Here is a 15,108-nt window from a genome sequence, read left to right on the forward strand (position 1 = left end):
CACGGCTCTGCCCATCGGGCAGCCGTGCGGCGGATCTCGGGCTAACCGTCCACAGCGGACGCGACCACAGTGGACGGTTTCGCGGGTGCCGCGCCGCCGAGTTCGGCGGTCGGTACCCGGTGGGTCTCCCGGGCCGTCGCCGCGGCCAGGGTCGCCAGTACGCACACCGCCGCCGTGAAGATCGCGACGCCCAGCCAATCTCCCTTGCCCGAACCGATCGCCGCCACGACGCTGGGGGCGAAGCCCGCTACCGCGAAGCCGATCTGGGTGCCGATCGCCATGCCGGACAGGCGGACCCGGGCGCTGAACATCTCGCCGTACAGGGCCGGCCAGACTCCGTTGACGCCGGAGTACGCCACGCCGAACAACGCGATGCCGAGCACGAACAGCAAGGCGTACGAGCCGATCGAGATCGACCACAGGTACGGGAAGATCAGCACGCCACAGGCCAGGCAGCCGGTGATGAACACCGGTTTGCGGCCGATGCGGTCGGCGAGCCCGGCCAGGAGGGGGATCGCCGCCAGCGCGACGACGTTCGCGAGCACGCCGACCCAGAGCATCGGGGTGCGGGACAGGCCGATCGTGTTGACCGCGTAGCTCAGCGCGTAGACGGTGAAGATCGTGCTCACCGAGGCGATCGTCGCCGCGGCCACCACCCGCAGGACGTCCGCCCAGTGGTGGCGGAACAGGACCGCGACCGGCAGCTTCGCGACGTCGGTGCGTTCGAACACCGGCGTCTCGTCGAGCTTGCGCCGGATCACGAAGCCGACCACGACCACGAGCGCGCTGCCCCAGAACGGCACCCGCCAGCCCCAGGTCAGCAGGTCTTGCGCCGGCAGCGCGGCGACCGGCAGGAAGATCGCGGTGGCCAGGATCTGCCCGGCTTGCGTGCCGCTCAACGTGAAGCTGGTGAAGTAGGCGCGGCGGTGCTCCGGGGCGTGTTCCAGCGACATCGAGTTCGCGCCCGCCTGCTCGCCGGCCGCGGAAAGCCCTTGTAGCAGGCGGAGCACGACCAGCAGGACCGGAGCGAGGACGCCGACGCTCGCGTACGTCGGCAGGCAGCCGACGCAGAACGTCGCGAATCCCATGAGCAGCAGGGTGAAGACGAGCACGCGCTTGCGGCCGAACCGGTCGCCGACGTGGCCGAGGACGAACGCGCCGACCGGCCGCGCGAGGTAGCCGACGCCGAAGGTCGCCAGCGCCAGCAGGGTGCCGGTGGCGGGGGAGGAGGCGGGGAAGAACACCTTGCTGAACACGAGCGCGGCGGCGGTGCCGTAGATGAAGAAGTCGTAGTACTCGAGCGCGCTGCCGATCCAGGCGGCCAGCGCGGCCTTGCGGGGCATCGATCCGGTCACGGGGACTCTTCTCCTGACATCCGTGCTTCGTTGCGCAGAAGTTCGGCGGGGAAGCAATGTACGGTCTAGTTAGTTAATAGAGAGTGCGAGACCGGGGCGCCGGGTGTCAAGAGATCCTTTTTGCCGGGTGGGGCGCCGCGCTCAGCGCGCGGTCAGGTACTCGATCAGCAAGTCGCCGAGCATCGCGCGGTAGTGCTCGCGGCGGGCCGGGTCGAGCATGTCGCGGCCGAAGATCGCCTGGAACGTGTGGCGGTTCGCCAGGCGGAACACGCAGAACGAGCTGATGACCATGTGCACGTCGAGGGCGTCGACGTCGTCCCGGAACAAGCCGGCCTTCCGGCCGCGCTCGAGGAGCCGGGAGATCCCGCCGAGGGCCGGGTCGGCCAATCCGGCGAGGATCTCCGACCGCGACAGGTGTTCCGCTCGGTGGATGTTCTCGATGCTCACCAGGCGGATGAAATCGGGGTGTGCCTCGTGGTGGTCGAAGGTCAGCGCCGCCAGCTGCCGCAGGGCGTCCTCGGGGGCCAGGTGCTCGACATCGAGCTGCTGCTCCGAGGCCCGGAGTGCGGAGTACGCCTGCTCCAGCACGGCGAGGTAGAGCTGTTCCTTGCCGCCGAAGTAGTAGTAGATCATCCGCTTGGTGGTGCTGGTGCGGGCGGCGATCTCGTCGACCCGGGCGCCGGTGTAGCCCTTGTCCGCGAACTCCCGCGTGGCCACCGCGAGGATGTCGGCGCGCGTCCGTTCCTTGTCGCGCTGGCGCTCGGCCTCCGACGATGGTGCGGCCACCGGGCTCCCTCCGCTGCAGGTGAACACCCACTCTAGTCCAGCCCTTCCGCCGGGGCGGACGCCGCGCTACCGTGAACGTACTAGTTCGTACATTAGCGGCCGGAGGGTGACGCGTGACCAGCTACCTGATCGGGCTCGTCGGCACGGGCATCGGGCCGTCCGCCAGCCCGGCCCTGCACGAACGCGAGGCCGACGAGCTGGGCCTGCGTTACGTCTACCGCCTGCTGGACCTCGACGTGCTGCGGCGCCCGGTCGCCGAGGTGCTCGCGGCGGCCCGGCTCGCCGGGTTCGACGGCCTCAACGTCACCCACCCCGCCAAGCAGGCGGTCGTGGCGCACCTCGACGAGCTCTCGCCCGAGGCCGCCGCGCTCGGCGCGGTCAACACCGTCGTCTTCGACCGGGGCCGCGCGATCGGCCACAACACCGACGCGACCGGGTTCGCCCGCAGCCTCACCCGCGGCCTGCCGGACGTCCGGCTGGACGACGTCGTCCTGCTCGGCGCCGGGGGAGCGGGGGCGGCGGTCGCCCACGCGCTCCTCTCGCTGGGCACCGGCCGCCTCGCCGTCCACGACGTCGACGGCGACCGCGGCGCCCACCTCGTCGAGGGGCTCGAGCGGAGGTTCGGCCCGGGCCGGGCGGCGACCGGGGACCTGAGCGCGATCCACCACGCGGACGGCCTGGTGCACGCCACCCCGACCGGGATGGCCGCCCACCCCGGCTTGCCGGTCCCGGCCGAGCTGCTGCACGGAGACTTGTGGGTCGCCGACATCGTCTACCGCCCCCTGGAGACCGCGCTGCTGGCCGCCGCCCGCGCCCGCGGCTGCCGGGTGCTGCACGGCGGCGGCATGGTCGTGTTCCAGGCCGCCGAATCGTTCCGGCTGTTCACCGGCGCCGAGCCCGACCCGGCGCGGATGCTGCGCCACTTCGACGCCCTGGAAGGGGAGGCCGCCCGTGTCGCCTGAACCGCGCACCGCCATCGCCACCGTCTGCCTGTCCGGCACGCTGGAGGACAAGCTGGCCGCGGCCGCCGCGGCCGGGTTCGACGGCGTCGAGCTGTTCGAGAACGACCTGGTGGTCTCCCCGTCGAGCCCGGCGGAGATCCGCCGCCGCTGCGCCGACCTCGGCCTGTCCATCGACCTCTACCAGCCGTTCCGCGACTTCGAAGCCGTCCCGCCGGAGCGGCACGCGGCCAACCTGCGCCGCGCGGCGCACAAGTTCGACGTCATGGCCGAACTCGGGACCGACACGGTCCTGGTCTGCTCCTCGGTGTCGCCGGAGGCGATCGACGACGACGAACTGGCCGCCGGACAACTGCACGCGCTGGCCGAGCTGGCCGCGGCGCGGGGGATGCGGATCGCCTACGAAGCCCTGGCCTGGGGCCGGCACGTCAGCGGGTACGAGCACGCCTGGCGCATCGTCCGCCGCGCCGCGCACCCCGCCCTCGGCGTCTGCCTGGACAGCTTCCACATCCTTTCGAAGGGCCACGACCCGGCGCCGATCCGCGCGATCCCCGGCGAAAAGATCTTCTTCCTGCAGCTTGCCGACGCGCCCACGCTGCCGATGGACGTGCTGCCGTGGAGCCGCCACCACCGGCTCTTCCCCGGCCAGGGCGACTTCGACCTGACCGCGTTCACCGGGCACGTGCTCGCCGCGGGCTACCGCGGGCCGCTGTCGCTGGAAGTCTTCAACGACGTGTTCCGCCAAGCCGACCCGCGCCCGGCCGCGGTCGACGCGCTGCGGTCGCTGCTGGCGCTCAAGGAATCCCTGGGCGTGCTCGCGCTGCCGGCCGCGCCGGCGCTGACCGGCCACGCGTTCGCCGAGGTCGTGACCGATCCGGGGGCGGGCAGGGTGCTGGCTTCGCTCGGGTTCGCCCGCACCGGCGTCCACCGGACCAAGCCGGTCGAGCTGTGGGAACAGGGCGAGGCCCGGGTGGTGGTCAACGAAGGCGGCGCGGCCCACGGCGCCGTGGGGGCGGTCGCGCTGGTGAGCGCCGACCCGGCCCGCTCCGCCGCCCGTGCCGAAGCCCTGCTCGCGCCGGTCCTGCCGCGCGTGCGCGGCCCGCGCGAGGCCGACCTGGCGTCGGTCGCGGCGCCGGACGGCACCCAGGTGTTCCTCTGCGGCGACGACTGGCGGGACGACTTCGCGCCCACCGGCGAAACGGCGGCCGGCGCGGGGATCTTCGGAATCGATCACGTGGCCCTCACCCAGCCGTTCGACCACTTCGAGGAGGCGGCGCTGTTCTACCGCTCGGTCTTCGGGTTGACGCCGTCCCCGGTGGCCGAGTTCGCGGCGCCGTTCGGGCTCGTGCGCAGTCGCTCGGTGGCGGCGGGGGAGGTCCGGCTGACGCTGGAGGCGGCCGTGGTCCGCCGCGGCGAATGGGCGCCGGCGGTCCCCGAACCGCAGCACGTGGCGTTCGCCTGCGCGGACGCGCTCGCCGCGGCCGCGGCGATGCGGGCGGCCGGGGCGCCGCTGCTGGACATCCCCGGCAACTACTACGACGACCTCGAAGCCCGGCTGGACCTGCCGCCGGGACGACTCGCCGCGCTGCGGGAGCATGCGGTGCTCTACGACCGGGACGCGCAAGGCGAGTTCCTGCACTTCTACACCGCGCTCGCCGGGGCGCGGGTGTTCTTCGAGGTGGTGCAGCGGATCGGCGGGTACCGCGGGTTCGGCGTGGCCAACGCGCCGGTGCGGATGGCCGCCCACCGCGCGCGGCGACACGCGGCCCCGCCGGTGAAAACGCCGGCCTGATCGCCTTCACCGCCCCGGGAAGTCTTTCCCGGGGCGGTTTTCGTCGTGGCCCGCCACCGCGGGCGCGCGGATTTCCGGTGCCCCAGCGGTGAAAAAGGTCCGGGACACCACCCTATCCGGACGACTTCTGGCGCGCCTCTCCGAACGCGGGTAATCGCCCGGCTACTCGCCGCAGGCGTTTACAACGTTCCGGCAACCGCCTTGACAGGGCCTGTGGTACGTACCACTCTAACCCCAACATTGGTCTACACCATTTGGGGCGCTCGGCCGCGGTTGGCCGGGCATGGAAAGGACGGCATCGAGTGAAACGCTGGCTCAAGCTGGCGGCGGGCGCCGCCGCACTCACGCTCGCGACCGCAGGCTGCGCGGGCTCCAGCGGCTCGGACACCGCGGCCTCGTCGAGCGGCAATGCACCGCTGAGCGGGACCGTCACGGTCTGGCTGATGACCGGCTCCGCGCCGGCCACCCTGACCGACGCGCTCCACAAGGAGTTCGAGGCCGCGCACCCCGGGGTCAAGGTCAAGTACGAAGTCCAGCAGTGGGACGGCATCCAGCAGAAGCTGACCACCGCCCTGGCCAGCGGCGCGCCGCCGGACGTCATCGAGATCGGCAACACGCAGACCGCCGCGTTCGCCGCGCAGGACGGCGTGCTGACCGACCTGACCGCCGACAAGGACAGCTTCAACGGCTCGCAGTGGCTCAAGGGTCTCGCCGATTCCGGCAGCTACGACGGCAAGACCTACGGCGTCCCGTTCTACGCGGCCAACCGTGAGGTCATCTACCGCAAGGACATGTTCGAGCAGGCGGGCATCGCCAAGCCGCCGGCGTCGAACGACGAGTGGATCGACGCGATCGGCAAGCTGAAGGCCAAGTTCGGCTCCGACCCCGACTTCCAGGCGCTCTACATGCCCGGTCAGAACTGGTACGCGCTGCTGTCCTTCATCTGGGACAACGGCGGCGACATCGCCAAGGCCGACGGCAAGAACTACAAGGCGACCCTCGACACCCCCGAGGCCAAGGCCGGCCTGGACTTCTACAAGAAGCTCGTCGACACCTCCGGCACCAAGGCGCCGAAGGACGCCGACGAGGCCAAGCCGCAGCAGGCGACCGTCTACGGCGCCGGCAAGGTGGCCATGATGATCGGCCTCCCGTGGGAGCTGGCCACCGCGGCCAAGACCGACGCGAGCCTGACCGACAAGACCAGCGCCTTCGCCATCCCGAGCAAGACCGCCGGCCAGAGCGCCCCGGTCTTCCTCGGCGGCTCCAACCTGGCCATCCCGGCCAACAGCAAGAACGTGGCCGCGGCCAAGGAGTACATCAAGCTGATCTCCAGCCAGAAGTACCAGAGCCAGTTCGCCGCGGCCGGCGTCGTGCCCGGCACGTCGACCGACCTCGCCGGTCTGGACAAGGACCCGCTGGGCAGCGTGATGGCCAAGGCTTCGGCCAACGGCAAGGCCGTGCCGGCCAGCCCGAAGTGGGGTGACGTGGAGTCCGGCCAGAACCCGGTCAAGGACATGCTGACCGCGTACCTGACCGGCAAGAAGACGCTCGACCAGGCGACCGCCGACGCCAACGCAGCGCTGAACAAGCTCATCGGCGGATGACAGCGACCGCCAATGTGACGATGCCGGCGGGGGCGACCCCGCCGGCATCGCCGCGCGACACGCGGGTCAAGAGGCGCAGGCGGGGCCGGTTCGGCGACCGGGTGCTCCCGTACGTGCTCCTGCTCCCCGCACTCGCCGCGATCCTCGTCCTGCTCGCGTGGCCGCTGGTCCAGGTGCTCGCGATCAGCTTCCGCAAGCTCGACATCGGCCAGCTCGTCTCCGGCAAGACCGTCTGGATCGGGTTCGACAACTACACGAACACGCTGGCCGACTCCGAGTTCTGGACGATCACCGTCCGGACCCTGGTCTTCACCGCCGCCATCGTGGCCGCCACCATCCTCGGCGGCCTGCTGCTGGCGATCCTGATGCGCCACCTCGGCCCGGTCGTGCGGATCATGGTCCAGGTGACGCTGGTGCTGGCGTGGGCCACCCCGGTGATCGCCACGACCACGGTGTTCCAGTGGATCTTCGACGAGCAGTACGGCATCCTCAACAAGACGCTGGACCGGCTCGGCTTCCCCGGCTTCATCGGCTTCTCGTGGTTCTCCAGCGGCGCCAGCACGCTGACCGTGATCGGGCTGCTCATCGTGTGGCAGGCCGTGCCGTTCGTGACGTTCTCGCTGTACGCGGGCATCATCGGTGTCCCGCGCGAGCAGTACGAAGCCGCGGGCATCGACGGCGCCAGCGCGTGGCAGACGTTCCGCGCGGTCACCTGGCCCGCCATCCGGCCGATCACCACCATGGTCACGTTCCTGTCGGTGCTGTGGGACTTCAACGCCTTCGCGCAGATCTGGGCGATCCGGGAAGGCGGCCCGGACGGCGGGAGCACCACGCTGGCCGTCGTGCTCTACCTCAAGGGCATCGCGGGTAACCACTTCGGCGCGGCGGGGGCGATCGCGACCCTGATGCTGATCGTGCTCGCGCTCATCACCGGGCGGTACATCCAGCTGCTGGTCCGGACCCCGGAAGGTGATCTCAAGTGAGGAAGTCGCTGCCGCAGCGGATCGCGCTCTCGGTCGTCGGCGTGGTCGTGGCGCTGCTGATCCTCTTCCCGACGTACTGGATGTTCGTCACGTCGCTGCGGACGCCCGGCGAGATCCTGTCGCCGAAGTACGACCTGATCCCGACGTCGTTCTCGTTCGGCAACTTCGCCACCGCGCTGGGCAAGGACAACTTCCCGACCTACCTGATGAACAGCCTGATCGTCACGGTCGGTTCGGTGCTGTGCGCGCTGGTCGCCGGGACGCTGGCGGCGATCCCGCTGTCGCGGCTGCGGTTCACCGGCCGCAAGGGGTTCCTGGTCCTGGTCATGGTGGCGCAGCTGGCGCCGGTGTCGGCGCTGTTCATCCCGCTGTTCCTGCTGATGAAGGACGCCGGGCTGCTCAACACGCTGCCGTCGCTGCTGCTGATCTACTTCGCCACCACGCTGCCGTTCACGGTGTGGATGCTCTACGGCTTCGTCAACGGGATCCCGTACGAGCTGGAAGAGGCCGCGATGATCGACGGCTGCAGCCAGACCGGCGCCTTCCGGCGCGTCACGCTGCCGTTGCTCGGCCCGGGCCTGGTCACCACGTCGGTGTTCAGCTTCATCACCGCCTGGAACGAGTACCTGTTCGCGCTGGTCTTCATCCGGGACAAGCCGAAGGAGACGCTGCCGGTGTGGCTCGCGTCGTTCCGCACCGCGTTCGCCACCGACTGGGGCGGCGTCATGGCCGCGTCGGTCATCTACGCGATCCCGGCGCTGATCTTCTTCCTGCTCGTGCAACGCAAGCTGGTGTCCGGCGCGACCGCCGGCGCTGTGAAGGGGTAGCCCCGTTGTCCACGCCCGAGACGCAGTCCTCGCCCGAGAAGCTCGCCGAAGCCGTCCTCCTGCCCGGGTTCGCCGGGACGACCGCGCCCGACTGGCTGCGCCGCCGGGTCGCCGGCGGCCTGGGCGGGGTGGTGCTGTTCGGCCGCAACGTCGTCGACGACGAGCAGGTCGCCGCGTTGACCGCGCAGCTGCGAAGCGAGCGGGACGGCGACAGTGGTGTTGTCGTCGGCATCGACGAAGAGGGGGGTGACGTCACCCGCCTCGACGTGAACACCGGGTCGTTCGTGCCGGGCCCGCTCGCCCTCGGCGCGGCCGACGACCCGGAGCTGACCACGGCCGTCGCGGCCGCGCTCGGCGAACGGCTCGCGGCCTGCGGGGTCACGCTCAACCTGGCGCCCTGCGCGGACCTGACCCTGGCCGCCGAGGACCCGATCATCGGCGTCCGGGCGTTCGGGTCCGACCCGGCGAAGGCGTCACCGCACGTCGCGGCGTACGTGACCGGCCTGCAGAAGTACGGCGTCGCGGCGTGCGCGAAGCACTTCCCGGGCCACGGCGCGGCGACCGAGGACTCGCACGTGGCGCTGCCGGTGCTGCCGCGCACGGTCGAGGAGCTGCACGCGATCGAGCTGGTCCCGTTCGCCGCGGCGATCCGGGCCGGCGTCCGCTCGGTGATGTCGGGCCACCTGGTCGTGCGCGCCTGGGGCGACGAGCCGGCCACGCTCAACCGGACCGCGCTCACCGACGTCCTGCGCGGCGAGCTCGGCTTCACCGGCGCGGTGATCACCGACGCCCTCGAGATGGGCGCGGTGTCCGGCGCGTACGGGCGCCACGACGGCTTGGGCCGCTCGGCCGTGCGGGCCCTGGCCGCGGGCGCGGACGCGCTGTGCCTCGGCGGTGCGGCGTTCGAGGCCGAGCACCTGGACGCCTGCGTCACGGCGATCGTGGCCGCGGTCGCGGCGGGCGAGCTGCCGCTGGAGCGGCTGGCGGAGGCGGCTTCGCGGACGGCGGGGCTGGGCACCGACCCGGCGCCGGCGCGGGTGGGCCCGGTCGACCGGCGGCTGGGCCTGGAAGCGGCCCGCAAGGCGCTGCGGGTCCACGGCGAGCCCCGGCTGGCCGGCCCGCCGCTGGTCGTCGACGTCCAGACCGACCCGACGATCGCGGCCGGGCCGATGCCGTGGGGCCTCGGCGCGCACTTGGCCGAGCTCGTGCCGGGCACCCGGGCGCTCACCGTCACCCCCGACGACGCCGACGTGGTGCTCGAGGCGGCGCCGGGGTTCCGCAGCGTCGTCGTGGTGACGCGGGAAGCGCACCGGCACCCGCGGGTGCGCGCGCTGCTCACCGCGCTGTCCGGACTGGACTTCATCCGGGTGGAAACGGGTGTGCCCGGACCGGGCGGCGGCGGTGACGGCGACGGGCCGCGGATCGACACGTTCAGCGGCTCGTACGTCAGCCTGCGTGCCGCGGCGGAATACCTGGCCTGAACCCGAGATTTCGTCCGGTTTGCCGCAACTCCAGAACGGCGTCCGCGATTTGTACGGGCCTTGTACCGGCGGTCTTCATTCTGTCCTCACACCGAAAACTGGAGGACGGAAGAATGAACATGGGCATCGTGAAGCGGATGGCGGGGGTCGCCGGGATCGCCGCGGCGATCGTGGTCGTCGGGGCGGGCCCGGCGTTCGCCGCAGCGGGCACCGTGCACACCGATTCGGGCGCACCGCTGACCGTGCGGTCGAGCCCGAGCGCCAGTGCGGGCTCGGTCGGCAGCATCGCCGACGGCACCGCGGTGACCATCAGCTGCCAGACCAACGGATCCACCGTCGACGGCAAGTACGGCACCTCGGACATCTGGGACAAGGTGGGCGACGGCTACGTCAGCGACGCCTACGTCTACACCGGCTCCGACGGGCGGGTCGCCCCGGACTGCGCGGGCTCGACGCTGGCCTGCTCGACCGCGGGCACCGGCGACCCGAACACCTGCGCCGAGGCGGTCGCCAAGGCGAAGACCCGCATCCACACGAACGACCTCGACGCCTACGAGGGCTGGTGCGACCGGATCAACGCGCAGAACTACGGGTTCAGCGCCAGCGGCTCGAACACGGCCTACGTCCACTGGACCCAGATCCCGTCGTCGTTCAAGCACCCGGGTGACTACCAGGTCCCGGCCGGTGGCCTGGCCTTCTTCAAGAGCAGCGGCGCCGGGCACACGATGATCTCCATCGGCGGCGGCAAGTTCCTGTCGAACGACATCAACGGCTACGGCAGCTACACCGAGACGACGATCGCGCAGATCAAGAGCAAGTGGGGCCAGACCTACCTCGGCTGGTCGCAGCCGTGGTTCCAGGTCAACCACTGACCCGCTGAACGTGCTCGAGCCCCTGTCCACCTCTCCCGGACAGGGGCTCGTCCGCGTGCGGTGCACAGTCCGGTTCGGACAGTCAGATCTTCATGATGCGGTGCTCCGGATCCGCGAGGTAGGCCAGCAGGTTCGCGGGCCGGTACGGCGGCCGCATCTGCTCACTGCGGTGCAGCGCGCACGACCCGGCGAACTCCGTCGCCGGATCCACCCCGCCGATGGCGCGGTCGGCCGAGCCGAACCAGCGGAAGAACGCGTTGAGCGAATTGTGCAGCGCGCCCAGTTCGTCGGGCTTGGCCAGATACCCGAACGCGTTTTCCTTGAACGCGAGACCGCACTGCTCGGCGCGGTCGGTCATCCACCGCAGGGCCAGATCCGACAGGGCCGACGGCCGATAGCCGCCGCCGACATCGGAATGGGCCCCGGCGAACCAGACCTGTTCCCGGATCCGGTCGTCGGCCGCTTTCGACGCCTTCGCTGCTTTCGCGGGCGCCCAGACGGCCGGGCTGAACGACTTGCGGTGCTCGTCGACGGCGAGGGCCTGGAACGCCGCCTGCACGATCGACGTCAGCTCCATGTCGTGGAACTGCCAGCGCTTGTTCAGCAGGTGGATCAGCCGGCCGCCGCTGAGGGGGATGCCCAGCGCGCCGACGGTGTCCCAGACACCGACGAACCGGATGGGCGTCCGGTCTTCGCGGGCGTACTTGGCGCGGAACTCGCGGGCGCGCGGGCTGTCCGGGCCGGAGGTGTCCCGATCGCGGTCGCGGTAGAGCCGGTAGGCCTCGTCGAGCCGGCCGAGTTCGCCGGGGAGAAGGACGCCGCAGTTGCGGATGAAGCCCACGGTGCTGCGCGCGGTGTAGGCACCGCGGCTGAAGCCGAAGAAGAACAGTTCGTCGCCGGGTTCGTAGTTTTCGGCGACGAAGCGGTAAGCGTCCTGGACGTGCGCGGAGAGTCCCATGCCGAAAGCGCCGCCGATGAGGTGGTCCCACAGCTTGCCGGTGCCGACGCCTTCGCGGTAGTAGACCCGCTGTTCCGTGCCGGCCGGGTCGGCGGGCGCGACGGCCTTTTGGAGCTGGCCCACGTTGGTCGGCGCCGGTTGGCGGAGGCTGTTCCAGGTGCCGTCGCAGCAGATCACCAGGCGTTTCGCCATGCTTCCTCCCCGGGCCGGACCCTCGTGAGTCGCAGCGGCGGGGTGTTGCGTTACGCGGTGGCCGTCAGAGCGGGTGGGTGTCCAGGTAGGCCGTCCAGACCTTCTTCGGCACGCACATCCGCCACGCCTCCACGACCAGCTCGCGCATCTCGACGGCGTCGATCGCGGCGAGGCGGCAGCGCACCCAGCGGAAGCGCAGGTCCGACGGTTCGGGCAGGAGGAACTTGGCGGGTTCCGCCGCGATCAGCGCGTCCCGCTGCTCGCGAGGAAAGGCGAAACCCATCAAAGTCTCGTCCGCCGAAAGCGCCACGAACACGATCTGGCCCACCCGGAACTTGATCCGGTCGCGCACGAGTGCCTCGTAGGCGCGGGGGAGGGTGGGAGCGAACGCGCGCACTTCGTCGCCGGTGACCATGGCGGGCATTGTCGCGCGCGGAACCGGCGGCGCACCATCCCCGGGTGCGCCGCCGGTCCCGGGTCACGCCCGGCAGGTCCGGCCGCGGTTCACGCAGTTCACCAGCCCGTTCATGATCCGCTGCGACATCACGTTGGCGAAGTCGTCGTGGTCGGAACCCGGGTTGTGCTTCTCCTGCGGGAAAGCGTCCACTTTGTACTGCTTCTTGGCCTGGATGTCGTGCGGGATGTCGTAGGTCAGCGAGATCTGCAGCTGCGGCACCGCCTTGAACCCGTTGCCGCACCGGCCGAACTGGTCCGGGAACACGATGTGGGTGCGGTGGTTGGTGCTGTCGGTGTTCTTGCCGTCCCAGCAGCTCGGGAACGTGTGGATCCGCTTGACCTTGCTGCCGTCGGGGCAGATCGGGTACTTGTCGGTGACGCGGTTCTCGAACCCGGTGCACGTCCAGCTCGCCCTGGCGTTGGCGGGCCCGTTGGTCGAGACCTTCGCGTCGCCGTAGAGCACGCGGAGGAAGCGCGGCATCGCCACCACCTTGCCGACCGGGCTGCCGCGGAAGGTGATCTGCACGCGCTGCGGCCGCAGGATCTTGCCGTCGTTGCCGGGCAGCTCGTTGTTCTCGTCCTGCCCGGGCAGCGCCCCGCCGGCCGTGGTGCTCGGCGGCGGTGTCGGCGTTCCGGTGTCCTTGCCCGGCTTCGTCGCGCACGGCGCGAGCTCGCCGAGGTCGCCCGGCTTCTGCGTGAACCGGCCGATCGCGATGGCGATCCGGTCGATGATGGCGCTGCGCCGGTCCTTGAGCGGGTTCAGGATCGCGTTGCGCACGAAGTCCTGGCCGCCCTGGCCCTGCGTCGCGGCGATGCGCTGGTTGGCCTCGTCGGCCTGCGTGTCGAGCTGGTCGAGGTTGCTGTCCACTTCGGCCATGGCCTGGTCCGGGATGTCGGTCAGCTTGCTGGCGACGTCCGGGCACGCGACCTGGACGGTCTTCGCCTCGCGGTCGGCCTGCGCCCGGTCGCCGTCGGGCACCTTGGCGGGCTCGTTCTTCTCCTCTTCGCCGGTGTCGATGCGGACCACGGGCCAGAAGTAGGCGGACTTGTCGCCGTTGCGGCAGGTGGTTCCGGACTTGACCAGGCTCTTGTTGTTCGAGTCGGCGTTCGTCGACAGGTTGCCGACGTAGTCGTGCAGGTGCTGGGCGCCGTTGCGGACGCCGGGCTGGGCGATGAAGTTGTCCGGGTTGAAGTGCTGGTTTTCGTTGCGGCCACAGTCGACGGTGAACGTGCCGGTCGCGGCGCCGCTGACCGGGCGCGGGTCGAACTGGTTCGGCTTCACCTTCAGGATGTCGACGAAGAACGCGGGGTTCGCTTCGTCGGCGCTGGCTTCACCGGTGTTGCCGGTGGTCGTCGCTACGACGATGCCGCCGACCGCGATCGCGAGGGCGAGGCCGCCGGTCGCGATCTTCGTCCGGCGGGAAAGGCGATGCCGTCCTTGGGTGCGGGACATGGGAAAAATCCTCCGGGGTGTCGGGCTGGCGGGAACGCGCGACACTGAGCCGGGACGAGCCCAGGCTCGACCCGATCAGGCGGGGTTCTTGCGGGATGTGTCGGCAGGAACGAAGCCCGGCTGGTCCACTGACCCGACATCAGTGGGTGTGCGGTCACCTGCCCGTGGCCGCGCCGTCAACCGGCTGGTTATCGTTCCGTTATGGAACCTACACGGGCGTTTGACACCGGGCAAGAAGTTCTTTTCGCCGTTACGAACCGTCAGGCCGGGGTCGCGTTTCCGTAGCGGAAGAGGGGTCTGACCTGGGGATCTTTGCGGCGTGTGGAACTCGCGGAAAAAACTTTGAACCGAAGTGAACCGGCGTCCGTATCCCTCGGTGAGGCCTGGGGAATGCGCGCGGCCGGGCTGATACCCGGGAATTGCCGTGAAATGGCTGAATGGCGCCGTGAATCACCGGTTGGCTGGTGGGGTTGCGGAACGCGAGTGTTCGAGGCCAGGGAATCCGCGATCACGGCCGACGGCGGAAGCTCATGCGGTCTCGGCCTGAAGGGCGGGGCCGAGCAGCAGCCCACCGTCGATGACGTACTCCGACCCCGTGATGAACGCGGCCTCCGATGACGTCAGGAACAGGAGCAGCCGGGTGACGTCGGCCGGTTCGCCGAGCCGGGGGATGGCGAACGGCTCGGGTGAGTAGAAGTCGGCGATCGCCGCGGCCGCACCCGCTGCGGGTTCGTGGATGAACGGGGTCGAGATCACTCCGGGGTGGATGCTGTTGACCCGGATGTGGTCTCGGCCGAGCTCGAGGGCTGCCGTTCGGGTAAGGCCTCGCAGCGCCCACTTGCTGGCGACGTAAGGCGCGTAGTGCGCCGTACCGCCCAACGCCATGGTCGAGGCGATGTTGACGATGGCTCCTCCTGCCGCACGGCGCAGGGCGGGGGCTGCGGCCTTGATGCCGAGGAAGGTCCCGGTGAGGTTGACGTCGAGGATGCGCGACCACGTGGCCTGGTCCGTGTTTTCGATGGCCGCGGGCGGGTTCTGCACGCCCGCGTTGTTGACGAGCACGTTCAAGGCGCCGAAGGCGCTCTCGGCGGCCGGCACGGCGGCAGCCCACGAGCTCTCGTCGGTGACGTCGAGGCGGGCGAAGCGAGCGCGGGTCCCGAGTTCGTCGGCAAGAGCCGCGCCGCGTTCCGCGTCGAGGCCGCCGATCACCACGTTCGCTCCCTCCGCGTGGAAGGCGCGCACGTGGCTCGAGCCCTGGCCGCCGGTCCCGCCGGTCACGAGCACGGTCTGGTTGTCGAAGCGGAGCATGGGATGGTCCTTTCCAGTGGTGAGCCGGTCGACTCACCATGCCCTCGACACTAGGTCGGCGGGAGTGGCGAGTCAAGCCACT

General features: G+C 70.5%; 13 protein-coding genes. 7 read left to right on the top strand and 6 right to left on the bottom strand.

Features of this window, described 5'->3' with window-relative positions; all coding sequences use genetic code 11:
* Window positions 1–41 precede the first annotated feature (41 nt).
* A complete protein-coding gene (locus C2L58_RS19715; protein WP_103339052.1) occupies window positions 42–1,355 on the bottom strand; it encodes an MFS transporter in 1,314 nt (437 codons plus the stop codon).
* A 141-nt stretch (window positions 1,356–1,496) separates the two neighbouring features.
* Window positions 1,497–2,141, bottom strand: a complete 645-nt coding sequence (locus C2L58_RS19720; RefSeq protein ID WP_103339053.1) for a TetR/AcrR family transcriptional regulator — start codon at window positions 2,139–2,141, stop codon at window positions 1,497–1,499.
* A gap of 113 nt (window positions 2,142–2,254) precedes the next feature.
* Here C2L58_RS19720 and C2L58_RS19725 point away from each other — a divergent pair, with 113 nt between their 5' ends.
* The 7 genes from C2L58_RS19725 to C2L58_RS19755 all read left to right on the top strand — a co-directional run bounded on the left by C2L58_RS19725 (window position 2,255) and on the right by C2L58_RS19755 (window position 10,659).
* Window positions 2,255–3,103 (top strand): shikimate dehydrogenase, encoded by an 849-nt coding sequence (locus C2L58_RS19725; protein WP_103339054.1) that lies wholly within the window; start codon window positions 2,255–2,257, stop codon window positions 3,101–3,103.
* A complete protein-coding gene (locus C2L58_RS19730; protein WP_103339055.1) occupies window positions 3,093–4,892 on the top strand; it encodes a sugar phosphate isomerase/epimerase and 4-hydroxyphenylpyruvate domain-containing protein in 1,800 nt (599 codons plus the stop codon). Before C2L58_RS19725 ends, C2L58_RS19730 begins: the two co-directional genes overlap by 11 nt.
* 302 nt (window positions 4,893–5,194) lie before the next feature.
* Window positions 5,195–6,496 (top strand): sugar ABC transporter substrate-binding protein, encoded by a 1,302-nt coding sequence (locus C2L58_RS19735; protein ID WP_103339056.1) that lies wholly within the window; start codon window positions 5,195–5,197, stop codon window positions 6,494–6,496.
* The gene (locus C2L58_RS19740) at window positions 6,493–7,479 is read left to right on the top strand and encodes a carbohydrate ABC transporter permease (protein WP_103339057.1); all 987 of its coding nucleotides are present in this window, start codon (window positions 6,493–6,495) and stop codon (window positions 7,477–7,479) included. The genes C2L58_RS19735 and C2L58_RS19740 overlap by 4 nt, the downstream gene beginning before the upstream one ends.
* The gene (locus C2L58_RS19745) at window positions 7,476–8,306 is read left to right on the top strand and encodes a carbohydrate ABC transporter permease (RefSeq protein ID WP_103339058.1); all 831 of its coding nucleotides are present in this window, start codon (window positions 7,476–7,478) and stop codon (window positions 8,304–8,306) included. The genes C2L58_RS19740 and C2L58_RS19745 overlap by 4 nt, the downstream gene beginning before the upstream one ends.
* 5 nt (window positions 8,307–8,311) lie before the next feature.
* The gene (locus C2L58_RS19750; RefSeq protein WP_103339059.1) at window positions 8,312–9,787 is read left to right on the top strand and encodes a glycoside hydrolase family 3 protein; all 1,476 of its coding nucleotides are present in this window, start codon (window positions 8,312–8,314) and stop codon (window positions 9,785–9,787) included.
* 113 nt (window positions 9,788–9,900) lie between these two features.
* The gene (locus tag C2L58_RS19755; RefSeq protein ID WP_103339060.1) at window positions 9,901–10,659 is read left to right on the top strand and encodes a hypothetical protein; all 759 of its coding nucleotides are present in this window, start codon (window positions 9,901–9,903) and stop codon (window positions 10,657–10,659) included.
* An 82-nt stretch (window positions 10,660–10,741) separates the two neighbouring features.
* Here C2L58_RS19755 and C2L58_RS19760 read toward each other — a convergent pair whose 3' ends face one another.
* From C2L58_RS19760 to C2L58_RS19775, 4 genes are all read right to left on the bottom strand, one after another.
* Complete coding sequence (locus C2L58_RS19760) at window positions 10,742–11,809, bottom strand: DUF2235 domain-containing protein (RefSeq protein ID WP_103339061.1); 1,068 nt, start codon at window positions 11,807–11,809, stop codon at window positions 10,742–10,744.
* Between the two features lie 64 nt (window positions 11,810–11,873).
* Window positions 11,874–12,224: an MmcQ/YjbR family DNA-binding protein gene (locus C2L58_RS19765; RefSeq protein ID WP_103339425.1), complete on the bottom strand. Its 351-nt coding sequence runs from the start codon at window positions 12,222–12,224 to the stop codon at window positions 11,874–11,876.
* A gap of 63 nt (window positions 12,225–12,287) precedes the next feature.
* Window positions 12,288–13,718, bottom strand: a complete 1,431-nt coding sequence (locus C2L58_RS19770) for a DUF1996 domain-containing protein (protein ID WP_103339062.1) — start codon at window positions 13,716–13,718, stop codon at window positions 12,288–12,290.
* Window positions 13,719–14,246: 528 nt separating this feature from the next.
* On the bottom strand, window positions 14,247–15,026 hold the full coding sequence (locus C2L58_RS19775; protein ID WP_103339063.1) for a glucose 1-dehydrogenase: 780 nt from the start codon (window positions 15,024–15,026) through the stop codon (window positions 14,247–14,249).
* Window positions 15,027–15,108 lie beyond the last annotated feature (82 nt).

Source organism: Amycolatopsis sp. CA-126428, assembly GCF_002904335.1.
Classification (GTDB): Bacteria; Actinomycetota; Actinomycetes; order Mycobacteriales; family Pseudonocardiaceae; genus Amycolatopsis.